A 21821-nucleotide genomic window follows, 5' to 3' on the forward strand; every position below is an offset into this window, starting at 1 on the left:
TGGCCGCTGGCCAGCGGGTAAGCGATGTGCCAGAGCGAACCGTCTTCCTCCTCGCTTTCGACTTCCAGGTCAGAGACGGCGCTTTGCAGGATGGGGTCCCAGTTGACCAGTCGCTTGCCGCGGTAGATCAGGCCGTCCCGATAGAGGCGGATGAAGACTTCCTGGACGGCCTTGTAGAAGCCGTCGTCCATGGTGAAGCGTTCGCGCGACCAGTCCGGAGACGCGCCGAGGCGGCGCAGCTGGCGGGTGATGGTGCCGCCGGATTCTTCTTTCCATTCCCAGACTTTCTCGATGAACTTCTCTCGGCCCAGATCGTGGCGTGACACGCCATCGGCGCCCAACAATCTTTCTACAACCATCTGAGTGGCGATGCCGGCGTGGTCGGTGCCCACTTGCCACAGGGTGTTGTTGCCGAGCATGCGGTGGTAGCGGATCAGGGCATCCATGATGGCTTCCTGGAAGCCGTGTCCCATGTGCAGGCTGCCGGTAACATTCGGCGGTGGAATCATGATGCTGTAGGGGTCGGCCGAGGTGTCACCGCTGGGCTTGAAGTAGCCGTTGCTTTCCCAAGTCTGGTACCACTTGGTTTCAATGTCCTGGGGGCTGAAGGTCTTTTCCATGTTTACTCGTAGGGGCCGGGAAATTACTGTGCGCTCCGCCACTGTGGCAGGGACAGATGAAGGCGGGAATTATAATGATCAGGTCAGCCTTCGTCGACGTGGTTATTGAGATCAGGGTTGTCCAGAAGGTCCAGTTGACCCTGTTGAATCATTTCCCGCAGGCGGCCACGAAGTTTTTCTTCAAGCTTTGGCAGATGATCGGCGATCAGCTCATCCAGCAGGCTGTCCAGTTCGTCGGTGGCATCTATGGAGCTATCACCGGCAGGTGTTGAGAGGCTATCTTCAGCGGTTGCATATTCAGCGCCTGTATTGGCGAGGGGCGAATCGGCAGACTGCTCTGGCGGGGTTTCGTCGTCGCAGCTGTCGGTCAGGATGGGAATGTCGAGATCGAAGTCGTTTTCATCGGGCTGCAGTGGTTCGTTCAACAGTGGAATGTCACGCTGCAATTCCTCGCCATCGTGCAGGGAAAAGTGCAGTTGATCCAGCTCCTCAATAAGGTGCTTCTGGGTGTCGCCCTGTTTGCCTGTATTGTCGGTCAAGGCAGGAACCTCTGATGGTTTGTGGCCGGAACAGTAGGTGTCGACAGCACATCAATTATTCTGGCTTGCTCAGGTCGTGGTACTGCAACGGGTAGCCGCGACTTTTATAAAAACGAAAGCGCTCACGTTTACTGTCAATTACCTGCTGCTCATCGTAGACGATTTCAATGGTCTTCTCAAAACGTGAGAACCAGCCGGGTGCTTCGTCAGCTAGGTTGATGAGAATGCCGTGGTGCTCGCCGGGATCATCGCCGTGACTGATGGCGATGTCAGATGCCGGGGTCGCTTCCACGGCATGGGGCAAAAAAGCGCTGGGCTTGAAGGACCATAGCAGTTCGTCCAGTTGCCGGGAGGTCGCCTCGTCCGGGGTGTACAACAACACCTGCAAGCCCTGCTGAAAGGCTTTCTCCGTAAGACGACAGGCGAGTACCAGGGCTGCGTCGAAATCCCCCGACAACTTGTAGAAATTAACGTGGGTCACTGTGCGGCCTGCTCCAGCAGAAATTGCATGAGCAGGGGTACCGGTCTGCCGGTAGCCCCTTTATTGGCACCACTATTCCAGGCAGTGCCAGCAATATCCAGGTGCGCCCAGCGATAGTTTTTAGTGAAGCGGCCGAGGAAACAAGCAGCCGTGATCGTTCCGGCCTCGCGCCCACCGATGTTAGCCATATCGGCGAAGTTGCTCTTCAGTTGCTTGTCATATTCCTTCCACAGCGGCAGTCGCCAGACGCGATCGCCGCTGTTTTTGCCGGCTGTTTCCAGCTGCTCGGCCAGCGGATCGTCATTGCTCAGCAGTCCGCTGGCATGACTGCCCAGGGCCATTACACAGGCACCGGTCAGCGTGGCGATATCGACCACTACGGAGGGCTTGTAACGACCGGCGTAGGTCAGGGCGTCGCAGAGAATCAAACGTCCTTCAGCATCGGTGTTCAAAATCTCAATGGTCTGCCCGGACATGCTGGTGACGATGTCACCGGGTTTTGTGGCCCGGCCACTGGGCATGTTTTCCACCGTGGGTATGATGCCGACAACGTTGAGGGGCAGCTGGCAGTCTGCGGCTGCGGAGAGAGTGCCAAAAACACTGGCGGCGCCGCACATGTCGTATTTCATTTCATCCATGCCAGCCCCGGGCTTCAGGCTGATGCCGCCGGAGTCGAACGTGACCCCTTTGCCCACCAGCACCACCGGTTTGCTGCCACGTGTGCCGCCCTTGTATTCCAGTACTATCATTTTTGCTGGCTGTTCGGTTCCCGCCGTGACCGACAGCAGGGAACCCATGCCCAGGTCCTGCATCTGTTTTTCTGTGAGTACTTTGCAGGCCATGTTGCTGTAATGGCCTGCCAGGTTTTTTGCCTGGGTGGCCAGGTATGAGGGGGTACAGATATTGCCCGGCAGGTCCCCTAGTTCCCTTGCCCGGTTAATGCCGTTACCGATGGCCGTGCCGATGGCCAGGGCACGTTTGTTGGCATCCAACCCTGGGCGTCCTGCTTGAAGCAGGGAGACTTTTTTCAGGGTGGTGGGTTTCTTGTCGGCAGACTTGAACGGGTTAAAGAGGTAACTGGCTTCTCCCAGGCGGCGGCCTAGCTGTTGTGCCATCCAGGGGGTGTCACGGTCGCTGACCTCGACACCTTCCAGGGAAACAGCAGCGGATTTGATTGGCAACTTGGTTAGCTGGCCAGCGAGACCCGAAAGCAGTTCGAGGAACGATTGTTCGTTGAGTGTGTCTTTACCTGTGCTGTATATGAGCAGGCGTTGGGCGGCCAGTCCGGGCGGCTCGCTGATCATGAGGAAATTGTTGTGTGTCGGCTTGATGTCTCCCTTTTTCACCAGTCGGGCAATCAGTCCGCCACTGGCTTTGTCCAGCGAATTCAGTTCGGCATTGTCGAGACCATCTTTGCCAAAGGCGACGGCCAGGCATTCAGTTTTGCGGGTAGACAGGGACCCGGTAAGGGCATTCAGTTCCATGGGTTCTCCAGAGTGGCAGAGAGTACGAGACATCGGGAGTCTAATTCTGGATAATTGTGTCAACAACTCCCATTAACATCGGCCAAGCATAACAGGAATAATTCGTTGCTGATATTTCGCTACCTGGCAAGAGACCTGCTTTCCACCACCCTGGGTGTCTGCGCTGTTTTGCTATTGGTGATCGTCAGTGGCCGGTTTGTGAAGTACCTGGCGCAAGCGGCCGCCGGTGAACTGGATGCCGGCATTTTGCTCGCTATTATCGGTTATCGCCTGCCGGGGTTCATTGAGCTGATTCTTCCCCTGGCATTTTTCCTTGGGATATTACTGTCCTACGGACGCCTCTACGTGCAGAGCGAAATGACGGTCATGGTCGCTTGTGGTATGAGCCCGAAAAGGCTGATCGTTTATACGATGATTCCCGGTGTCATTATTGCCATGGTGGTGGGCTGGCTGAGTGTTGATGTTAGCCCTACCGGTTTGCGCAAAGCGGAAGCGTTGTTGAATGCACAGAAAGAGCGGGGCGAGCTGGATGGTCTGATGGCAAGGCATTTTCACCCTCTCTCGGGCGGTCGCTCGGTGACTTATACCGAGGAAGTCACCAAGGATGGGGAAATGACCGATGTATTTCTTGCCGAAAACAACCCCGATGCCGAGGACGGCCGCCAGCTGGTGCTGGTGATTGCCGAGAGTGGCCATCATCGCCGCACGGAGCAGGGCGCGAGTTTCCTGGTGTTGCGCGAAGGCTTCCGCATCCAGGGAAACCCCGGGCAGGCGGATTACCAGATTACACGGTTTGAGGAATACGGCCAGCGACTGGGCAAACCCCCGCAGCCGCGGCGTCGTGACAAGGTGGACACTATGTACACCGTCGAGTTGCTGGACTCCGATCAACCCGCTCATAAGGCCGCCGTGCAATGGCGGTTGTCGGTTCCCATTCTGGTGCTGGTGGTCAGTCTGATCGCCATTCCGTTGAGCAAGACAGACCCACGACAGGGTCGCTTTGCCCGGATCGTGCCGGCCGTGCTGTTGTATGTGGTGTACCTGGTGATGTTGAACGGTGCCAGGGGCATGGCAGAGGATGGCAAAGTATCGGCCATCGTCGGTTTGTGGAGCGTACATTTATTGTTTGTGGCCATTGCTGCAGTGATTTACTTCCGCAGTGAGCTGGGTGACCAAATAAAAGGTTTGATCGTCAGAGTCAGGCAGATGAAGAAGGAGGCCGGTCATGAAGAAACTGCTTCGTGATAACCAGCCCATGCCGCGACTGTCTCGCTATGTGACGGCATCGGTGTTGGGGGCCATTTCCCTGGTGCTGTTGGTGATCGTGGCGCTGGATGCGATCGGCGCGGTGATTGATGGCGTGGGGGATATCTCCAACAACTACACCTTTAATCAGGTGATGATTTATGTGGCGATGACTCTGCCATCGCGCATCTACGAAAATATTCCCATTGCCTCCTTGATCGGCTGCCTTATCGGTCTCGGTATGCTTGCCAATAATTCCGAGCTGGTGGTCATGCGTGCTGCTGGGGTCTCGGTGATGCGCATCGTCTGGCTCGTCATCCGCCCCATTCTCTGGCTGATACTGGCGGGTGCCCTGATGGGTGAATATCTCGTTCCTTTCTCAGACCAATATGCAGAGAGTCGTCGCATGTTGTTAAAGGGGGGTGAGAGCGCCCAGGAAACTGATAGCGGCTTCTGGAACAAGGAAGGCCACGACTTCATGCATTTCAATGCAGTCTACCCGGGCGGAGTGTTGTTCGGTGTCACCCGTTACCGCTTCAACGAGGATCACCGCCTGTTGCAGGCGAGCTTCTCCGAGCGCGCCACCTTCCAGGGTGAGCATTGGGTGGAAGAGCGTGGTGTGGTGACTAATTTTCTAGATGATCGCACTGATGTCGAGGAGTTTGTGACCCGCAAATGGGAAACTAATTTGTCGCCGGAATTACTGAACCTGATCGTGTTCCCGCCGGAGTCCCTGGCCATCCACAGTCTCTACAACTACAGCAATTATCTGGAAGAGCAGGGCCAGGAATCGTCCAAGTACCAGCTGGCCTTCTGGAAAAAATCGCTGCAGCCATTCACTATCGTGAGCCTGGTATTGATAGCGATTTCTTTTGTCTTCGGCCCCTTGCGGCAGGTCACCATGGGCTATCGAATTTTTGCCGGTGTGGTCGTAGGACTGGTTTTCCGCACCGCTCAGGACCTGCTGGGGCCCGCCAGCGTTGTGTTTGGTTTTTACCCGTTTCTTGCTGTGGCTTTTCCGGCACTCATCTGCGCGCTGATTGGCCTCTGGCTATTACGTCGGGCATCCTGACAATCGGTTTATTTTCACGCTTTCTTCTTTTTCGCTGGCTTCGGTAACAGCAGAGTACGGGAATGGCTCCACTTATCGTGCAGACAGTCGCCATTTTTATCGAAGAGACACCAGAAGTATCCAATACCCAATGCTGCCAGTGAGATGGGCGCAAGCAGGCAGCGAATCCAGCAGATTTTCCAGTCGGGCAGACTGCCATCTTCAGCCTGCAACTGTATACGCCATGATTTCATGCCCAGGGTTTGCCCGCTGCGCTGCCAGCACCAGACATAGAAAAACGCCCAGCAAAGTAGGAGTCCAAGCAGAATGAAAGCCTGCAATGCACCGTGGGGTGCTTGCAGAGTATCGTCGCCAAATAACTTGCGTAACAGGAACACGACCACGCCGTACGCAAAGGTGATACCCAGCAGCAGGAATGCATCGTAGATCATTGCCATCAGTCGCCTGATGAGGGAGGCCGGAGGCAGGGCAGTGTTTGTTTCTAGGTTCAAGGTTTTATTCCGGTTAGTTCTGGGCTGGGGGAGTCTAGCAAACTCTTCGGCGTTTCAGAATTCGTACTATGGGTTATGCAGAACGCAGATAAAAAAAGGCCGCCTTGGCAGGCGGCCTATAAAATCAGGCCTATGGGAAGTGGCCTGTGGCACTAGTTGCTCTTGCGAGCAAGGGGGGTAAGACTATTCGTTAACTTACTCTGACTTGGCAGCCGCTGTTTTGCTCGCTGCAGGTTTTTTGGCAGCGGGCTTTCTTGGGGTAGGAGTTTTCGCAGCGGGAGCTGGCTTCTCTTCAGCCTCTTTGGCGACGAGTGCAGTTACCGCGCCGATCAACTCATCCAGCTTGGCGCTCAGTTCAGTCAGTTTCTCTTCCTTGCCAAAAGACGGCATGGTGGGCATTGACGGCATAGTGGGCATGGTGATCTTGGAGGAAACCTTGCCACGAATTTCATCAACCTTGGCAGTGATGCTTTCTTTCACTGCATCTTTTTTCAGGTTTTTGCCCTGAATTTTCAGTTTTTCGCCTTGAGCTTTCAGTTTTTCACTCTGGCTTTTCAGCTTGTCACCGGCTTCTTTCAGCTTGTCACCGGTTTGATCCAGTTTGGTTTTAGCTTCGGCTTCGATTTTGGTGCCGCGCTCTACCAGGTCATCGAAGTAACGACGTGTTGAGCCGTTCATTTTTTCGTAGCCTTCCTGAATGTTGCTAAGGCCATGACCATAGGCGCCAAGTCCAGCGAGCCAAATCTTGCGAGCGAGCTCTTCGGTCTTGTCAATAGCATTCTTAATCTCTGCCATAGTAGTATCTCCGGTAGCAGTTGGTAATGAGCAGTTTGCTCTGTAACTTACAGCCACAATATTGAAAATTTTTAGAAAACGCATACTAAAAACAGAACTTTCTATAAAAAATGCAATTTTTTTCATTTGATGGAAATCGTGGATGAAAAGACGTGAGCATATTTTGCTGGTGAGCCTGGAGTTGTTTAACAACGAAGGCGAGTCGAATTTGTCTGCTGTGGATATTGCCAACGAGCTGGATATCAGCCCTGGTAATCTTTACTACCATTTCAAGGGCAAGGACGAGCTGGTGACAGAGCTCTATCAACGTTTCGAAGCGGGTGTGGAATTACTGCTGCACGAAGGCTTGGAGGCAAAATCCACACTGGAAGAATACTGGCTACACCTCTACGTATTATTGGAATATATCTACAATTACCGTTTCTTCTTCCGCAATATTTCTGACCTGCTGCAGAAGTATCAAAGTATTGAGCCACGTTTCCGACGTCTGATGGAACAGCAGTCACGGTGGGTAGAGCAGTTGTTGACAGGCTTGTTGGAGGAGGGTGTTATTGCTGACCCCAACCTGGCGGCTGAACGGGTCAAGCATCTGACAGACAACATCATGCTGCTTTTTACCCACTGGTTTCAGTTTCAGGAACTGCGCAATAGAAAGCTGGAGCAACACGACTTTATTCAAAGCGCTATTTTACAAATCATGACGCTATTGGCACCGTACATGGGAAATCTACAACTGCAGTTTATGGAAGCCTGCCTAGAACTTTACCAGCGGGAGAAACAGGGCTAGCATCCGTTTGCACGTGTTGGCGGTACGCTGACAAAAAATAAATGAATAAATAAAAGGGCAGAAGTTAATGAGCCATATTTGTATTTCACGTCACCACACCATGGATAGGGAACATGTTCGCAGTATGACCCAGGAACTGGGTGAAAAACTGAAGAGCAAGTTCGGTGGCGATTACCGGTGGGAGGGAGATATGGTTCACTACAAGTACAGCGGCGTCGATGCCAAAGTGAGTTTCGACGAATCCCACCTGGAAGTGAACGTCAAACTGGGTCTGCTGATGTCAGCCCTCAAAGGCATGATTGAAGCCGAGGTAAACAAATACCTTGACGAGCATGTGAGCTGATTACAATCAAAACCACTTGCGTTGCCCACACAAGTTTCTTTTGAGCCCGCAACTCTTTCCTTATTTTTTTGATGCTGCCCATAGCATAAAAACCTGCCGGTATTACAGCTGGCAGATTTGCAGTTTGATGGGGAGAGATTTGCAGCCTGTTGGCTACATGATAATGAAGGGGTACCAGAGGCCGGACTGACTCAAAGCATCTTGGCGATGCTTTTCGGGGTTTTACCCCGCCGACGTTTTGCTTCGGCGCCCTGATGGCGTCCCATTCGGTCGAACCGGAGTGCCATTTCTCACCGACTTCAAGCAGCCAAAAAAAATCCGCCTAAGTGAGGCGGAGTTTTGTATTGGTACCAGAGGCCGGACTCGAACCGGCACGCTTTTAAGGGCGGGGGATTTTGAATTCACTCTTTATACTCATTTCTCGACGTTGAATAACGTTCCGCGAAGTAGATTAAAGCTCTCTATGTTGTTGATATAAAAGGCTTTGTATCTATATTCTGTCTGCGGTAGGCAATTCTGGTGTTACTCAAGATTTCTCTTGGGATGCAAAAATTACTTTCATTTGCATCCCATTTGCATCCCAGATTTTGCCGGTGAGGATGAACAAAAGGAGATCTTATGGGAGCTATATCTGACAACCGAATCAAGTTCAATAAACCGAATCTGAAAGCCATTGAGAATCGTATTAATCGAGGAGAGTTTACCAAAGAAACCTATATTTATGATGCTGATAGTCACCTGGCTGTTCGAGTTAGGCCTGGACGTTCCTATATTGATAGTGTTTTTTGTATGTATGCTCGTATTCGAGTTCGTGGTGAATATAAGAGTCGTATGTATAAGCGCCAGATAATGAAGGTTGGCGAAGCTCGTAATGCTGAGATCACCATTTCAGAACTACGGCAGAAGGTTGATAGCTTATTTTTGGAAATTCAGGAGGGCCGGGACCCTCAAGTAATAGCTCAAAAAGAAGCTGCAAAACAGGCTGATAATCAAGTCCTGATAGAGGCAAGGCGCTCATTTAAAGATATGATCTACGGAACACCGGTTGATGAAAGTGATGAATGCCTGCCAGATGGGTTTATTGCCGAGAGGCGATCAGGTCAGCGTTATTTAGTGGATATCAGAAATAAATGCGAGGTTCTCTTAGTTGACCTGTTAGACCTGCCATTACACAGTATTTCGCCAGAGCAGGTAAAAACTGTTTATCTCCAGAAAGTAGGTCGTGGTAAAACCCAGCTCGATTGCGCTATGCGTATTCTTAGGTCGATCTGGAATTGGGCGCAGACCAAATACGATGATTCGGATCTCTTTATCCGAAACCCGGTTAGCCGTGCAATGAAGCAACTGGGTGTAAATATTAATCGTACCAATCGCTGTACTGGTCGGTTAGATGATGCTGATTTTAAGCCATATCTGAAGTCTGTCTTAGCACTTCGAGAGCATGATCATACATCCGCTTATCGTAATGGCCGTGATGCATTGTTATTCATGTTATTTTCCGGTGTAAGACGAACTGGGACGATGACTGTCCGAATGGAGGGAATTGATCTCAATAGATTAGTGTTCAACATTATTAAAAAAGGGGGCGACCAAGTAGAGCTACCCCTAAATACAGTGACCGCGGCAATCGTTCGTAACCGTCAAGATTATTTGCCTGAAGACACTGAGTACTTGTTCCCTGGCATGGGAGGGCGAGGATATTACAGAGATACCAAGGCAGTCCGTGATATCGTTAAAAACCAAACGGGTATATCTGTTACCAATCATGACCTCCGACGAACGTATAAATCTATTGGGACGGAACTAGACATTAATTCCGTACTTGTAGATGAGTTACTGAGTCACGCAAGGGAGGGTGTTGATGCTCACTATATTCACCCGTCTATGACAAGGCTTCGAGATGCTAGTCAGAAAATTGCTGACTACATGGTTAAACAAGCAGGGTTTGATTTGATCGACGAACTCACGAGCCGCTGGTAGCAACGTAAGGTTATAAAGTTCTAAATGTAAATTTCGTTAGATGAGATTTTGGTGCTCAATTCTTTGAATTCAAGAACGTCTGATTCGAGATAGAATACATGGCGAAATCGCTTTCTCCAGGTTAATTCGGGGTGTTCATGAGTGCAGCGCCATTTTCTCAGTGTGCTGGGTGATAAGCCAAGTAGCGAAGCCGCTTCTTTGGTTGTGAGTTCACGATCATTATTAGCTGCTGCGATGTCATCCATGTTTTGATGTCCGATAGAGTCAAAAGCTCATATAAGCCAGGAAAAACATTAGCATTGAGCTAATTGTTCTTACAAGTCAGAATCGAATCTATCTTTTTATCAGCAAGCTAAACAAGCCTTTGTGGAGGCGGTCACTTTGTTCCGGATGGAGTCCCTGGCGTGGCAGCAGAGCCAGGTCTGATGGCTTTATCTCTGGACTGCTTTCGTTCCTCTATCCAATGCTCTATTTCAGCTAAATCCCAGGCCACCTTACGGCTCGTCAAAACGATGCGGCATGGAAATTCTCCGCGCTTTTCCATGTCGTAAATGGCGCGGTCCGAAAGTGGAATCATTGCCAACAATGTTTTTCGGTTGATCAAGGTAGTTATTTTTTTACTGTTGTTTGTGCTGATCACTGGTTAGTCCTTATGTGGGTAGGAGTCTTATTCTACGATCAGCGTTTAGACAACTTCTCCCTTGAAGACAATGACTCCACAGATTGTCGCTTCTTCATCCACTTCGATAATGCGATTCGGCCAATCAGGGTTGAGCGCCTTCAGGTACTGCTTGCCCTCTTCAATAATTAACTGCTTGAACGTGGCTTCATTGGATTCATCGAGTCGAACAACCACGTACTTTCCGTGGTCAGGTGAAACATTGGGGTCAACAAAAATCAGGTCGCCCTCATGAAATTTGGGTTCCATACTGCTGCCGCGAACCCTAAGTACAAAGGATTCAGGACTACAGCACACCGGGCAGGGTAAAAGTTCTGAACCGTAGGCCGGCACGAAACTTTCAGAAATCTCATACCAGTTTCCCGCTTGGACCCAGGATATCAGCGGGTGGAGACTGCGCAAATCCGGGCCGTCGTGGGCGTTGTGTTCCTCTTGTCGTGCCCCGTCCGCATGGGGGGTATCCATCCATCCTTGGTCTTTATTCATGGCCTTTTCCAGTTTTTCCGCCAGCTCATCTCCGATAGAGCGGGGCGTTCCTTTTTTGGTGGGGAGCTGGTTGCGCACCTGGCTGAGGTAGGAGCTATTGGTCCCGGCCGCGCGCGCCAACTTGGCAGCTGAGCCCGCTTCGGCAATCAGAACTTCAAGATTGTGGAGCCGGATCTGGTTAAGTTTTAGCGTCATGCGAAACACTTTAGCATGATTTTTAGCAGAGTGATAAACAAAAAGCGGTGATTGAGCGTTGTTCAATGATTCGCACGGTGCTAATGTTTCTGCGCATGGAGCTAAAGGATTTCCTCAAGATGGCAACCAAGCGGGAGCGGGCCGACGTCGCTGCGGCGTGTGGCGACTCAGTCTCCTACTTGTATCAGATTGCCGGCCAGCATCGATATGCCAGTCCATTGATGGCGACGCAAATCGAGCATTACACACGTACTGTGGCGGACCTTTCGGATGGTCGACTGGAGCCTGTGCCTCGGGCGAGCATGGTTCGACATCCAGAGATTTTCTACGGCGTCGTGCCTGAATCGGGTGCACAAGAAGCAGGTGGTAACGATGACGCCTGAGAGATCGCCATCCGTCCACGAGATCACCCGTGTAGACGTCACTCGTATCCACCATTACTCCCGCAATCCCCGCCGGCAGCAGAACCCGGAATACGATCGAATAAAGGCGTCGATCCAGGCTGAAGGCCTGGATCAACCATTGGTGCTATCACAGGAGCCGGGGGCTGCTGATTATGTGCTCCACAGTGGCGGCAATACACGGCTGAGGATACTGAAGGAGCTTTTGGACGAAACCGGCGATGAGCGATTTCGCTGGATCGATTGCGTCGTCAAGCCCTGGTCGCAGGAGTCCAATGTACTTTTTGCCCACCTCCGGGAAAACGAATTGCGCGGCGGTTTGCCTTTCATCGATAAAGCGTTGGCCGTCTTCGAAGCAAAGTCTCTCCTCGAAAGCGAGATGGAGGTTGAGAGCCTGTCTCAGCGCCAACTGGAAGAGCTGTTCAGAGAGCGAGGTTTCGGGCTCAGCCACAGCATGATTTCCAAAATGGGATATGCCGTTGAGACCTTGTGGCCATTGATGCCAAAAGCCTTAGCTGCCGGATTGGGTCGACCACAGGTGGAAAAGATCCGAGCCCTTGAACGCGCTGCCCGAGCGATCTGGGATCGTCGCCAATTGGGGGATAACACCGTCTTCGATGCGATCTTTGCCGAGTTGTGTCGCCGTCATGATGGCGCCGAATGGGACATTCAGCCACTGCGCGATGCATTGGAAAATGAGATCGCCGTGGAGTCCGAACTGAATCGCCAGGTGATTCATCTGGAGATGGAGGCACAACTATCGGGCCGCGCATTCAGCCTTCCCGCTCATACCGAAGAGGATACAGAGCCGGGGGCGGACAGGGACCCGGAACACCCGGAGCATTCCGATAGTGGGCCGTCATCGAATACGATGACATTGGAAAAACAGTCCGCTGGCATCGATTCACCGGCGAGTGGTCGCGACAAAAGCAAAGACCAACCGAACATGGCAGCTGAGTTGACCTCTGCGCCGAATTCCCAAAAAGGTGGTCAGCAAAGAAATCTTGAGGTTTTGCGGAGCCAGTTGTGGGACTGCGCAGTAACCCTGGCGACATCCCACGGACTGCACGAGACAGTCATTCATCTGCCGGATCAGGGCTTGGGCTTTCTGCTGATTGATGTGCCTTCACCGGAGCTGCGGGAATCCCTTGACCAGGACATGCTGGATTTAGTGTCCGCACTCTGGTGGCAGTTGGCTGCGAGCTCAGAGTTGACCGTCGCTCCGACGGACATTGTCCTGGCCTACCTGGATAAAGACTCGCCCCTATACCAGGCCTTGGCATCCCATGATGCCGGTCTGCTCTTTGGCAGTGTCTGGACGCCTGATCCCGGACATCTCAACAGCCAGCTCTGGCAACAACTGAACCCGCCAGACTGGCAGCGTTTGCTGCAAATGATGGAGTCCTACCGGAGCATTAAACGGTTAGCCTTCGATACCGGGGTCGAGCTTTGGGCGCAACAAGGAGGTGAAAGCGATGTCGTCCAATAAGGAAGCCGACCTCACCACCGCCGTGCTGTTGTACGCCATGCGATGTCTGGCAGAGGGGGATCAGCAGGCATTGCGCGCCATGAACTTTGGCCCCAAAGAACTGGACGCCCTGAAAGAGATGAATCTGGCCGATCTCTATCGGGCCGATGCACTGCGTGTGCACTGTCTGCAGATTGGTCTCAATCGTGATGTTTTTTGGCCGATGCTCGATCACCTGCGTCATCAGCGGGAATCTGAGGATCTGCAGCGAACATTGCTGGTCGCGGACGCACCGTTAGAGATGATGCAGCAGCTGTTTGGTGTGAGTTCTCGGGAGTACACGCGATGGCGCCGATTGTTGACGCTGGCGCCGGCCGTGGGCCGGCCTCCCGAACTGAATGAAACCGATACCCACGCGCTCTGGTATGCCTGGCAGGATAAGGTTCAGGCGGATGACAAATCCACATTAACTGCAGAGGACTATCTCGACCTACAGCAACAGACAGGCATTGGATTGCGATCGATTTGGGCGCTGGTGCAGCGTTGGGAAACCTACGGTGAGGGAAGCAGTGCCGCGACGTCCGGGCGGGTTGTCGAGAATGGCCCATGATGCGGATGCGCTGCGACCAGAAACTGTTGCTCTCGACGCTTTAATCAAGGCAACTGTTGCCAAGGTTCGTGCCCAGAGTGATCCATCGTTACCGGATGCCATGTTGTTCATGGGGAATTGGCATCAGGCCGTGCCGGCCATGGTCATCCAGGACCCGGTGTTGGAACCCGTCGATAAACTGGTATGGATGGTTATCATGCTCCATGCCAGAGAGACTGGAGGACGAACGGCGTTTCCCGATTACGATACCATTGCGGCTAAAACCAACGTTTCCTCAACCTCCACTGTCTCTCGTGCTATTGCCATTCTGCGCTTGACGCGTTGGCTAACGCTGTGTGCCAGAGTGCGTCAAAAAAGCGGCCGTTTCACCGGCAATGTCTACAGTCTTCACGATGAACCCCTGCCTCTGGTCGATGCCCTGTACCTGGATGAGTCCTACATGGCATTCGTTACCCAATCCCAGGAGCATCATCACGCCCGCGTCCGGCGCGTGGCGCAAGCTGTGTTGGAGAGTCTGGATAAGGATATTCAGGAAGGCGAGTCGTTAGGACGGAAGGAGTCAACTATTGAGCGTCGACTGCAGGCCGCCCAACAATTGTCAGTTTCCAGCGGAAACCACGGCAACAGCGGTCGTTATTTTACCTTTCACGCCGCGACCATCGGGAAACTGAAAAATTCGTCCGGGGCCTGCGCATCAGCACAATCCGTCCAGGACCAAAATTCAAAGGCGGAGGCTAAGGAACACTACAGTAGTCGTTGTAGTAGTCATTATAAAAAAACAACTACAACAACCACTACACAAAATACAAACCATCAAGAGAAAACATTTTCTGAATCCAATCCATCAGTCCCGTCGGTGACAGAGCGAGCGCTGATCTATCCGCCGCGCTTGTCGGAGAACCAGAAACACCTGGCGGACAGGTATCTTGCCATGATCGATCTTGATGATCGGCAGTTGGTGCTCGACGAACTTCAGGGTCGTCTGGAGTCTGAGCAAAAAGGCATGAAGCCGGTTTATGACGAGCTGCGATTCTTGCATTCGCTGTGCAAGGCGGCACAACAAGGCGAATTTGTGCCCAACCTCGGGATCAAGGTGGCCGAGGCAAGACACGATCGGGCACATCACGTACCACCGCCAGAAAACGAAGAACAGAAAACTAAAGCGGCTGAAGAGCGAGCACGAAACCAAGCCTATGGGCGTGAGCAGCTGGCCAAGTTACGAGCATCATTGAATATGGATAAATAGCGCGACCGCCCGTTATCACACGTGATGTGACATATCTCCGTCGTTACTTCCCTGCACTGTTTCCACTGGAACCATCTGATCGCAGCAACGCAAAACACTGCACCAGTCGGATGGATATTCCGTGGTGCCATTTTCCCATTCGTGGATTCATAGCACGTCAGAGTTGATCTTGAAGGGAATGACGCAAATGAATTCAGACGCAGAACGGTCACACGAGAATACAGCTGAAAATCAAAACGAGTCAGTGCCAGGCGCCCTGCAGGGTGAAGTCTGGTTGACGATTCAGACCTATCAGGCTCAGAGCCTGATCCGCGGCCGCCGTGCAGCCGATGGCAAGCCTGCCATTATGGGATTGATCGGTTTTGCAGATCGGCTGAAGTCGCTATGGCAGGCCGTCCGCTTCGACGACCCTTATGCCGACTGGTGGTTGCTCAAAGTGGAAGAGGGCGTTGCCGATATCCGCGCACAGCTGCAGGGATTGCAGCAAAGGATGGACGCCCTTATCACTGAATCCAACAGTGCTCTCGAATTCAGCGTCGCACAATCGAGTCGACCACAGCGCGTATCGTTACAGTTCGCCAATCCCTACGCCTTCCGCGCTGCACAGTTGCTGGGTGAGTACGACCGGTTGATGTGCGCAGACATGACGTTGCATTACTTAGGTCTCGACATGCCCACTGACCTCATTGAGCAGGTGTCGGGTAGTGGGCGATGGGTGCGCCGGGTGTTTGCGTTGCCCCAGGGGTATCACTGCCTGGACGTTCGTCGCTCCGATATCCGGCAAGGAACACCGGCAGCCATCAAAGCGAGAGAGCGGATGGGCGAGATTCCCCAGGACATCCTCAATGGTGAGCGGTTGCCGTCTCTGCGTCCCCTGGCATTTCAACAGCTGAATAACAACGCCATCGCAGATTCTGACGAGGGCTGAACGCCGTGGCCACCAGCACGCTTCAGCAGCTTGTCATCTCGCTCGATACGCGAATTCCACTCGAAGCGATGGTGCTTCAGCGTTTACGCCGCCTGCCTAACAGCAGACAAAACGAGTGGTTGCGGCAGCTGTTGCTGGTGGGATTTCGAAGCGAGTGTCAGGCCATCCGATCTGAGCAAGCGCTGCCGGCACACGCAATGCCTATGAGCCAGCCGTGTACATCCACCCAGATAAACGGAAGTCGCGGAGCGGGTTCCGTCCAGCCGCGAACAACCGAGACGATGCTCGATCACGCTGCGCGGTCACCTGGCAGCTCACACAACAGCGAACGCGCCAGGCTTGCTCCCCCAAACGACACCAGAAAACCCTTTACGCACCTGAGACGAGTGATCGGTGAGTAAAGACGTCTAACCCCGATATCAGGAATCGCACCATGACAGAACTGACCGATGAGAAATTTTCTGACGAAGACAAACCTCCCGTGACCACTCATCCCATGGCGGTTGGGCAGGTGGGCCTCGATGACGGCTATGCCTATACCAAAGTGGCGTTACCGGATGGTCGCCTCCTGGCGGTGCCTTCACGGGCACGCATGGGATCGGCCGGTGTCACCTGGATACGGGATGAGGAACAGAAAATTTTTGAGTACGAAACCGGTGGCAGTGTGTATTCCGTCGGTGCGGTCGATGGTGAGCCCACTCAATTCGATGAATACCCGGGCTCGGCCCTGAATCGGGTGATCGTCCAGCATGCACTGCAACAGGCGGGTTTGTCGGGCCGATCCGTCCATGTGGTGACGGGGTTGCCGGTCTCCGCCTTTTACCGCAACGATGGTCAGCAACGACGACGAGCGATCCAGGCAAAAAGGGAGGGTTTGAAATTGGCGGTTGAGCCTGTTGTTGCCAGAAAAGCATCGCAAAGGGCAGCGCAACAGGGGCTCCTAAAGGTGAGCATCGCCTTTCATGAAGTTATTCCGGAGGCGCTGGCTGCCTGGTACGACTATGTGATTGTTATGACCGATGATGATGGTGTGACGTTGGACGCGGATCGGGTCAACGCGCCCATCGCCATTGTCGATATCGGTGGCCGCACCACGGATTATGTGGTGGTCCAGGACCAGGGCATTGTGCATGGTTCCTCCGGCTCTCTGAATCGCGGCATGCTGAACGTCAAGATTCGCGTGGCGAACCGTATACAGGAACAGTTCGATATCAACGAACTGGGCGAGCAGAGTATCAGTCGGGCCGTCGATACACATCGGTTGCGCCTGCATGGCAAGGATCACGATGTCTCGGCCATGGTGGCGGAAGCAAAACGCGAGTTGGTGGAGCGACTCTATACCGAAACCCGCCGCAAGCTTGGACTCGGTGTGGAGTTGGATCGTGTACTGTTCGTCGGCGGTGGCAGTGCCGCGTTAGCCGCTGATATTGCCAACTGGTTTCCCAATCAAACCATTGCCGACCATGCCGCTTTTGCTAACGCAAGGGGCATGCTCAAGTACCTGCAGTTTGTCTGCGACGCCCCGGTGAGGGAGGGGTAACGACTTTGTACGTGGCCACTGCGGTCTCAGTGGCAAAGAAGATGTCAGCGGATTGTGCAAGTGACATCGCGGTTTTACCGTCAATCCAGTGTCAGGGCTTGCCCTGATTTTACTCACCCTGCCGGGAAATACCTTCCCGCCAGGGAATCGTGTTCTCCGGCTTTCCATTATGTTCAAGGAGAAACTGTTATGACCAGTAGACAATCTACCCCTGAAAAACCGAAGTATTTCGATCTTGATATCCACGGCATTGGTTACCTCAACCGGGTTCGCGAAGTAACACCCGAGAATGGGTTCCCCTTTCTCAGTGTCACCATCGCGGCGCTACGAGGGCCAGCCGATAACGTTCAGCACACGCATTTCGAGTGCGTGGTGGTGGGTGAAGAGGCGAAGGATCTGGTGCGTCAGCTGCTGCCTGCGGTGGAAGCTGACTTTAAAGTGCTGGTGGGTTTTCACCTCAGTGATTTGCAAGCCGAAACCTTCATCTTCAAAAACGGTGATCGAGCCGGTACGACGGGCATCAGCCTGAAGTCCCGGTTACTGCGGTTCCAGTGGATCAAAGTCGAAGGTCAGCCCTTTCCGGCGCCGACGGCTGAGACCCACAACGCCGTAGCCTGACGACCAAATCTGATCGCATCTTGTGATGCGATCAATCTTTCAACCCAGCGAGGGAGATTCTCCCTTGCCGGGCAGGTCTCCTCGACTCTTCAAGGAGACCGCTCATGGCTTCCAAACCATCACCCTCCCGGGTGATTACTAAAAACCGTTTTGCGGCCATTCGCATGGCGTCGTTGAACGATCCTGAAAAGCAATCCCTGCTGCAGCTGGCCTTTGCGATATTGCAGGACCTGCACCAGCCGGGCCTGGAGCTACCGAGCCCCAACCACACCCGTGATTACTTGCGGATGTTGTTGGCTGAACGCAAAGCGGAAGTCTTTGGTTGTGTGTACCTGGATAACCGGCATCGGGTAATCGAAGCCGCAGAGTTGTTCCAGGGAACCATTGATGGCGCCTCGGTGTACCCCCGCGTGGTGGTACAACAGGCGCTGACGCTCAACGCGGCAGCGGTGATGTTTTTTCACAATCACCCGAGTGGTGTCGCCGAGCCCAGTCACGCGGACGAAGCGATTACCCGGCGATTAAAAGATGCGCTGGCACTCGTTGACATCCGTGTACTGGATCACTTTGTGGTCACGGTGGGGGAATCAGTTTCCTTCGCCGAACGCGGATTGCTGTAACGCCATTTACTTAACCCATTGGGGAGTCTTCTTCCCCAATGGGAAGGAGGTGCTCCCTGAATTTCTTAATTCATTTCTGCAGGGAGAAACCTTATGAAAAATTCAGAGCACAAGTCGTTGGAAGATGTCTTCGGTCCTGTTGTCGCAAGTTACAGTCGTGCACAGGCTATCGAAGATGGCGTCCTGATCGATGTCACCGCTATGGCACGTGAGGCTGGCTTCAAATGGCCAGTCGCACTTACCCATACCGCTTGGTGTGATTGCGTCGCCTGGACAGAGCGGGATAACCGCTTTCAAGTGCACCAGGACGAGTCTGGCCGTTTGTGGGACGTGCTGTTTATGGCGTTCTACGCCATTCGAACGGCTACTGCTCCTGGTGATCGGTTGCTGTTCTCGTTGTACCGCGTGCCGAAAGACGGGCATTCGACAGAAGCCGGCGAGGTGAGTTTGAAACTGATGGTTGGCCCTGGTGATGCCGGTGAACCGGTCGTCACGATCATGCTGCCCAACGAAGATTAATGTCGCCGATCGAATCGGCTCCTTGCCCTGGCCACTTGGGATAAAGTGGCACCCCCATTTCATTAAAATGCCGATGCATAGTTCGTTGTTCGTTGAGAACCTTGCCAGTCGCACTTATTCGCTGATCGTGCGCCGACACTGTTTATTCACGACCTTTTCGATCCGTTGCAGCGCGGGATATTTCCCGTACAACGTTTCAAACTTTTCTCTCGTCGGCTGCAGGTGCTCCAACAGACTGACAGCAACATCCTGCACCTGGCCTTGTAGAAACCGAGCACGCAAACCGCATTGTTGCGCCAGGTCATCCCAGTGCTTTGTGGAAACGATGCCTGGATTTCTTTCATTGCCAACGGAAAATGCCAGATGATAGTCAATACGTTCAATGGCCCGAGTGCAAACGAGATCATAAAAAGGGGCTAGCTGTATTTCGCCATTGGCCCGGTATAGCAGCGAAAGGTTTTTGGCATGACCATCTGAATTACCCGCCAGGACATTGAAAATCTGCCATCGCAGTAAATACTGCAGATCGTTGGCGGGATCACTAGAGACATCCTGGACGAGCCGATAGCAATCTGCGAAGGAAGGGCCGCCATCCTCCTGATACTTGCGTTCGTGGCCGAAACCCAGCGCCTGACAGAAATCTTCCTGATGCAGTCTCGCCATCTGACCGCTACCCAACAGGTGCCGATCATAGCGCTCAATCAATGCATAGTGCGTGTCTGCAATGGATCGCAGTTGAATATTGACCACAGGCAAACCGACAGCCTCCGCCAATAGTGTCGTGAACGTCTCGTAGGCGGGCAGGTGGCGGTAATCAGACAGTTCGAACTTGAGGATATGGCTGGAAGGCGATTCTTTTTTAGGCAACCAACAGGCACCATTCTTGATCAACACAGGACACTTGTCTTGCGCTCCGGCCAGAGACAGACGGGGACGTTCGTTTTCAGTCCATGTGTAAACCTGACCACGGCGTGTCACCAGCTTGGCGAGTTCTTGTTCCGAGAGTTCGTAATACGCGTATTGTGTGGAAGGTTTCTGTTCTGCCTGGAGAATCGACAAGGCTCCGGCGCATTCACCGCCAATGGCTCTGAGCAGATCAAAATCGGTATTGGCGATCTTTAGATCGCGGATAACCTGATCACGAGCACCACCTTCCGGCAGGAGGTTGGCGAAGAAGCGGTGGGCGAGTCCCTCTTCCGGCACAAAGTCTTCCTGTCGCAATGGCAACCTATGGGAGATGGCAAATCCGCCTTGGGTAAGCCATTCCTTTTCGTAGCGGAAGCCAATCAGGCCTTGGGTGTTGCGCCACAAATAGCCAACGAGTCGCTGATCATTCCAGACGTTGAGACCATCCGGATCAAGCATGGCCTTCTCCCTCTTGTGAGGACGACGGCTTGGGCACGGCAACCCTGCGCGGCTGGATGACCACCTCCAGTCCCAGGGTGCGCAGCGCTTTTAGCACTTTGCCCAGCTCCGCAGTTTCCTTGCCACGCTCGAATTCGGATAAAAAGCGGGTGCTCAGGTTACCCAGTCCCGAGATCGTTTCCAACGTCAGTTTTCTCTGTTTCCGGTGAGCACGCACCAGCTTGCCGAGATCCTCAGCGGATCGGATTGCACCGTATTGCACCTGATCGTGAGCCATAATCTATCCAAAAAAATGAGCGTACGGTAAAAATTAGCATGCAGACGCAGCTAAATCAACAAATATTTACCGTACGGGATAAATATTAGAGTATTGGCTTGCTTGAGTAAGAATATATCCCGTACGATAAAAATTGTCGGCCGCCAGCGTACAGCCCCATGGTGGTTCCACTGTAACCGTGGGTCGAACAGATTTGTCTGTTCAACTGCCATGACAGGTCGCAGACCTGGCGTGGTGGTTGATTCGAACGAAGCCCTCGTCACTGCTTAGCGAAGCGGGGTAGTGACGAGGGCGGCGGAGCACGGAACGACAACGGATTGCGCTCGGATTGATGTGTTCCCAGCGAGTTCGCTCTAACTATACTAGCGGCCAAGAAACGTAAACAGTTCCATACGCGGCCACGGCGGTAACGTGGATGAGGATTGTCGCCCTCGCCATCAAAAATGGCAAAAACGGCAACGGCGCCAGCCGAGCTACCCTGGCGCACAGCATCAGCTGCAGCTCATCTTCAATATTTCCTCAATAGCAGGACGTTCGTCCTCGCTTCAATCTGGCTAATGCCACCTCAAACCCGGCTTGCAAGTAGCCGACTACCAACGCGCCGTTTCACCGACGGTTTCTTTCAACTCGCGGACCGATGGTTCCGCTCATTTAAAAGGAGGTGAAGTACTCACCATCGCAACTGACTCTTAGAGTCCATTGGTTTACCCGGCACCATCTTCAGCAGAAGAGCAGCCAGGTTGCCTGCGACCAGGCTTATCAGGTCGAAAGGGGAGTAGTGTCCCTTGACCCATCCGCTTCGGCGGACCCAGTCAGGCCACGAGCCTGTGGTTGGTCAGAAACACTTACCAGACTGGAAAGTACACGATGAGAGACCTGAACTACCAATTGAAACAGTTGTGCAAACGCAATCGCGATGGCAGTTACAGTACGCAAGCCAATCGAGCGCGCATACTTAACCAGATTGCCAATCAGCTGCGGGAGATGGGGTATCGACGCATGACCACCCGATCTCTAAAGCCGAAGCACGTG

At 53.1% G+C, this 21821-nt stretch carries 26 protein-coding genes; 15 read left to right on the forward strand and 11 right to left on the reverse strand.

Features of this window, described 5'->3' with window-relative positions; all coding sequences use genetic code 11:
* The 4 genes from ACYZYZ_RS01120 to ACYZYZ_RS01135 all read right to left on the reverse strand — a co-directional run.
* The coding region (locus ACYZYZ_RS01120; protein ID WP_461482960.1) for a class I tRNA ligase family protein at positions 1 to 620 on the reverse strand (620 nt) is incomplete at its 3' end.
* Between the two features lie 83 nt (positions 621 to 703).
* Positions 704 to 1159: a hypothetical protein gene (locus ACYZYZ_RS01125; RefSeq protein ID WP_305170015.1), complete on the reverse strand. Its 456-nt coding sequence runs from the start codon at positions 1157 to 1159 to the stop codon at positions 704 to 706.
* A gap of 55 nt (positions 1160 to 1214) precedes the next feature.
* Positions 1215 to 1640: a DNA polymerase III subunit chi gene (locus tag ACYZYZ_RS01130; RefSeq protein ID WP_305170016.1), complete on the reverse strand. Its 426-nt coding sequence runs from the start codon at positions 1638 to 1640 to the stop codon at positions 1215 to 1217.
* Positions 1637 to 3124, reverse strand: a complete 1488-nt coding sequence (locus ACYZYZ_RS01135; protein WP_461482961.1) for a leucyl aminopeptidase — start codon at positions 3122 to 3124, stop codon at positions 1637 to 1639. The genes ACYZYZ_RS01130 and ACYZYZ_RS01135 overlap by 4 nt, the downstream gene beginning before the upstream one ends.
* A 105-nt stretch (positions 3125 to 3229) precedes the next feature.
* Between ACYZYZ_RS01135 and lptF the strand changes: the two genes are divergently transcribed.
* Positions 3230 to 4369, forward strand: coding sequence for an LPS export ABC transporter permease LptF (lptF, locus tag ACYZYZ_RS01140; protein ID WP_461482962.1), 1140 nt, complete (start codon positions 3230 to 3232; stop codon positions 4367 to 4369).
* The gene (lptG, locus tag ACYZYZ_RS01145) at positions 4350 to 5441 is read left to right on the forward strand and encodes an LPS export ABC transporter permease LptG (RefSeq protein WP_305170019.1); all 1092 of its coding nucleotides are present in this window, start codon (positions 4350 to 4352) and stop codon (positions 5439 to 5441) included. The genes lptF and lptG overlap by 20 nt, the downstream gene beginning before the upstream one ends.
* 14 nt (positions 5442 to 5455) lie before the next feature.
* Here the strand turns inward: lptG and ACYZYZ_RS01150 are convergent, their stop codons facing one another.
* Both ACYZYZ_RS01150 and ACYZYZ_RS01155 read right to left on the reverse strand, forming a co-directional pair.
* A complete protein-coding gene (locus tag ACYZYZ_RS01150; RefSeq protein WP_305170020.1) occupies positions 5456 to 5932 on the reverse strand; it encodes an RDD family protein in 477 nt (158 codons plus the stop codon).
* A gap of 195 nt (positions 5933 to 6127) precedes the next feature.
* On the reverse strand, positions 6128 to 6727 hold the full coding sequence (locus tag ACYZYZ_RS01155) for a phasin family protein (RefSeq protein WP_305170021.1): 600 nt from the start codon (positions 6725 to 6727) through the stop codon (positions 6128 to 6130).
* Between the two features lie 142 nt (positions 6728 to 6869).
* On the opposite strand from ACYZYZ_RS01155, the gene ACYZYZ_RS01160 reads away from it, so the two are divergent.
* From ACYZYZ_RS01160 to ACYZYZ_RS01170, 3 genes are all read left to right on the forward strand, one after another.
* The gene (locus ACYZYZ_RS01160; protein ID WP_461482963.1) at positions 6870 to 7514 is read left to right on the forward strand and encodes a TetR/AcrR family transcriptional regulator; all 645 of its coding nucleotides are present in this window, start codon (positions 6870 to 6872) and stop codon (positions 7512 to 7514) included.
* A gap of 67 nt (positions 7515 to 7581) precedes the next feature.
* Positions 7582 to 7857, forward strand: a complete 276-nt coding sequence (locus ACYZYZ_RS01165; RefSeq protein WP_305170023.1) for a polyhydroxyalkanoic acid system family protein — start codon at positions 7582 to 7584, stop codon at positions 7855 to 7857.
* Between the two features lie 618 nt (positions 7858 to 8475).
* Entirely contained in the window at positions 8476 to 9837 is a 1362-nt protein-coding gene (locus tag ACYZYZ_RS01170; protein ID WP_348431614.1) for a tyrosine-type recombinase/integrase, read from the forward strand.
* 20 nt (positions 9838 to 9857) lie between these two features.
* On the opposite strand, the gene ACYZYZ_RS01175 is transcribed toward ACYZYZ_RS01170, so the two are convergent.
* The 3 genes from ACYZYZ_RS01175 to ACYZYZ_RS01185 form a co-directional block, all read right to left on the reverse strand.
* Positions 9858 to 10082 carry a helix-turn-helix domain-containing protein gene (locus ACYZYZ_RS01175; RefSeq protein WP_339645467.1) on the reverse strand — a complete coding sequence of 75 codons (225 nt, stop codon included), beginning with the start codon at positions 10080 to 10082 and terminating at the stop codon, positions 9858 to 9860.
* Between the two features lie 131 nt (positions 10083 to 10213).
* A complete protein-coding gene (locus tag ACYZYZ_RS01180; protein WP_461482964.1) occupies positions 10214 to 10477 on the reverse strand; it encodes a helix-turn-helix transcriptional regulator in 264 nt (87 codons plus the stop codon).
* A gap of 45 nt (positions 10478 to 10522) precedes the next feature.
* On the reverse strand, positions 10523 to 11197 hold the full coding sequence (locus tag ACYZYZ_RS01185; RefSeq protein WP_014704084.1) for a LexA family protein: 675 nt from the start codon (positions 11195 to 11197) through the stop codon (positions 10523 to 10525).
* Between the two features lie 83 nt (positions 11198 to 11280).
* On the opposite strand from ACYZYZ_RS01185, the gene ACYZYZ_RS01190 reads away from it, so the two are divergent.
* The 9 genes from ACYZYZ_RS01190 (at position 11281) to ACYZYZ_RS01230 (ending at position 19147) form a co-directional block, all read left to right on the forward strand.
* Positions 11281 to 11580, forward strand: coding sequence for a hypothetical protein (locus ACYZYZ_RS01190; protein ID WP_027948960.1), 300 nt, complete (start codon positions 11281 to 11283; stop codon positions 11578 to 11580).
* Positions 11570 to 13087 (forward strand): ParB family protein, encoded by a 1518-nt coding sequence (locus ACYZYZ_RS01195; RefSeq protein WP_339645476.1) that lies wholly within the window; start codon positions 11570 to 11572, stop codon positions 13085 to 13087. The genes ACYZYZ_RS01190 and ACYZYZ_RS01195 overlap by 11 nt, the downstream gene beginning before the upstream one ends.
* Positions 13074 to 13676, forward strand: coding sequence for a DUF2857 domain-containing protein (locus ACYZYZ_RS01200; RefSeq protein WP_014704087.1), 603 nt, complete (start codon positions 13074 to 13076; stop codon positions 13674 to 13676). Before ACYZYZ_RS01195 ends, ACYZYZ_RS01200 begins: the two co-directional genes overlap by 14 nt.
* Positions 13666 to 14922, forward strand: coding sequence for an STY4528 family pathogenicity island replication protein (locus ACYZYZ_RS01205; protein ID WP_461482965.1), 1257 nt, complete (start codon positions 13666 to 13668; stop codon positions 14920 to 14922). Before ACYZYZ_RS01200 ends, ACYZYZ_RS01205 begins: the two co-directional genes overlap by 11 nt.
* Before the next feature lie 187 nt (positions 14923 to 15109).
* Positions 15110 to 15850, forward strand: coding sequence for a PFL_4669 family integrating conjugative element protein (locus tag ACYZYZ_RS01210; RefSeq protein ID WP_461482966.1), 741 nt, complete (start codon positions 15110 to 15112; stop codon positions 15848 to 15850).
* Between the two features lie 433 nt (positions 15851 to 16283).
* Positions 16284 to 17390, forward strand: a complete 1107-nt coding sequence (parM, locus tag ACYZYZ_RS01215) for a ParM/StbA family protein (protein ID WP_014704090.1) — start codon at positions 16284 to 16286, stop codon at positions 17388 to 17390.
* Positions 17391 to 17579: 189 nt separating this feature from the next.
* The gene (locus tag ACYZYZ_RS01220) at positions 17580 to 18008 is read left to right on the forward strand and encodes a DUF3577 domain-containing protein (protein WP_014704091.1); all 429 of its coding nucleotides are present in this window, start codon (positions 17580 to 17582) and stop codon (positions 18006 to 18008) included.
* A 104-nt stretch (positions 18009 to 18112) separates the two neighbouring features.
* On the forward strand, positions 18113 to 18628 hold the full coding sequence (locus tag ACYZYZ_RS01225; protein WP_353681753.1) for a JAB domain-containing protein: 516 nt from the start codon (positions 18113 to 18115) through the stop codon (positions 18626 to 18628).
* Between the two features lie 93 nt (positions 18629 to 18721).
* Complete coding sequence (locus ACYZYZ_RS01230; protein WP_035230335.1) at positions 18722 to 19147, forward strand: DUF6573 family protein; 426 nt, start codon at positions 18722 to 18724, stop codon at positions 19145 to 19147.
* Between the two features lie 114 nt (positions 19148 to 19261).
* Here the strand turns inward: ACYZYZ_RS01230 and ACYZYZ_RS01235 are convergent, their stop codons facing one another.
* Together ACYZYZ_RS01235 and ACYZYZ_RS01240 are read right to left on the reverse strand one after the other, a co-directional pair.
* Positions 19262 to 20512: a type II toxin-antitoxin system HipA family toxin gene (locus ACYZYZ_RS01235; RefSeq protein ID WP_286983959.1), complete on the reverse strand. Its 1251-nt coding sequence runs from the start codon at positions 20510 to 20512 to the stop codon at positions 19262 to 19264.
* On the reverse strand, positions 20505 to 20789 hold the full coding sequence (locus ACYZYZ_RS01240) for a helix-turn-helix domain-containing protein (protein ID WP_035526478.1): 285 nt from the start codon (positions 20787 to 20789) through the stop codon (positions 20505 to 20507). Before ACYZYZ_RS01240 ends, ACYZYZ_RS01235 begins: the two co-directional genes overlap by 8 nt.
* Before the next feature lie 867 nt (positions 20790 to 21656).
* Here ACYZYZ_RS01240 and ACYZYZ_RS01245 point away from each other — a divergent pair.
* A partial coding sequence (locus tag ACYZYZ_RS01245) for a phage integrase N-terminal domain-containing protein (RefSeq protein WP_461482967.1) occupies positions 21657 to 21821 on the forward strand: 165 nt, incomplete at its 3' end.

Source organism: Porticoccus sp. (assembly GCA_023261185.1).
GTDB classification, from domain to species: domain Bacteria; phylum Pseudomonadota; class Gammaproteobacteria; order Pseudomonadales; family Porticoccaceae; genus Porticoccus; species Porticoccus litoralis.

What these genes read in the sequence shown, in the direction of transcription:
- ACYZYZ_RS01195 (WP_339645476.1), top strand. Translation starts at nt 11,570, where the DNA reads ATGACGCCTGAGAGATCGCCATCCGTCCACGAGATCACCCGTGTAGAC.
- parM (WP_014704090.1), top strand. Translation starts at nt 16,284, where the DNA reads ATGACAGAACTGACCGATGAGAAATTTTCTGACGAAGACAAACCTCCC.
- ACYZYZ_RS01220 (WP_014704091.1), top strand. Translation starts at nt 17,580, where the DNA reads ATGACCAGTAGACAATCTACCCCTGAAAAACCGAAGTATTTCGATCTT.
- ACYZYZ_RS01235 (WP_286983959.1), bottom strand. Translation starts at nt 20,512, where the DNA reads ATGCTTGATCCGGATGGTCTCAACGTCTGGAATGATCAGCGACTCGTT.
- ACYZYZ_RS01175 (WP_339645467.1), bottom strand. Translation starts at nt 10,082, where the DNA reads ATGGATGACATCGCAGCAGCTAATAATGATCGTGAACTCACAACCAAA.
- ACYZYZ_RS01190 (WP_027948960.1), top strand. Translation starts at nt 11,281, where the DNA reads ATGTTTCTGCGCATGGAGCTAAAGGATTTCCTCAAGATGGCAACCAAG.
- ACYZYZ_RS01205 (WP_461482965.1), top strand. Translation starts at nt 13,666, where the DNA reads ATGGCCCATGATGCGGATGCGCTGCGACCAGAAACTGTTGCTCTCGAC.
- ACYZYZ_RS01170 (WP_348431614.1), top strand. Translation starts at nt 8,476, where the DNA reads ATGGGAGCTATATCTGACAACCGAATCAAGTTCAATAAACCGAATCTG.
- ACYZYZ_RS01155 (WP_305170021.1), bottom strand. Translation starts at nt 6,727, where the DNA reads ATGGCAGAGATTAAGAATGCTATTGACAAGACCGAAGAGCTCGCTCGC.
- ACYZYZ_RS01185 (WP_014704084.1), bottom strand. Translation starts at nt 11,197, where the DNA reads ATGACGCTAAAACTTAACCAGATCCGGCTCCACAATCTTGAAGTTCTG.
- ACYZYZ_RS01165 (WP_305170023.1), top strand. Translation starts at nt 7,582, where the DNA reads ATGAGCCATATTTGTATTTCACGTCACCACACCATGGATAGGGAACAT.
- ACYZYZ_RS01240 (WP_035526478.1), bottom strand. Translation starts at nt 20,789, where the DNA reads ATGGCTCACGATCAGGTGCAATACGGTGCAATCCGATCCGCTGAGGAT.
- ACYZYZ_RS01200 (WP_014704087.1), top strand. Translation starts at nt 13,074, where the DNA reads ATGTCGTCCAATAAGGAAGCCGACCTCACCACCGCCGTGCTGTTGTAC.
- ACYZYZ_RS01160 (WP_461482963.1), top strand. Translation starts at nt 6,870, where the DNA reads ATGAAAAGACGTGAGCATATTTTGCTGGTGAGCCTGGAGTTGTTTAAC.
- ACYZYZ_RS01135 (WP_461482961.1), bottom strand. Translation starts at nt 3,124, where the DNA reads ATGGAACTGAATGCCCTTACCGGGTCCCTGTCTACCCGCAAAACTGAA.
- lptG (WP_305170019.1), top strand. Translation starts at nt 4,350, where the DNA reads ATGAAGAAACTGCTTCGTGATAACCAGCCCATGCCGCGACTGTCTCGC.
- ACYZYZ_RS01210 (WP_461482966.1), top strand. Translation starts at nt 15,110, where the DNA reads ATGAATTCAGACGCAGAACGGTCACACGAGAATACAGCTGAAAATCAA.
- ACYZYZ_RS01225 (WP_353681753.1), top strand. Translation starts at nt 18,113, where the DNA reads ATGGCTTCCAAACCATCACCCTCCCGGGTGATTACTAAAAACCGTTTT.
- ACYZYZ_RS01230 (WP_035230335.1), top strand. Translation starts at nt 18,722, where the DNA reads ATGAAAAATTCAGAGCACAAGTCGTTGGAAGATGTCTTCGGTCCTGTT.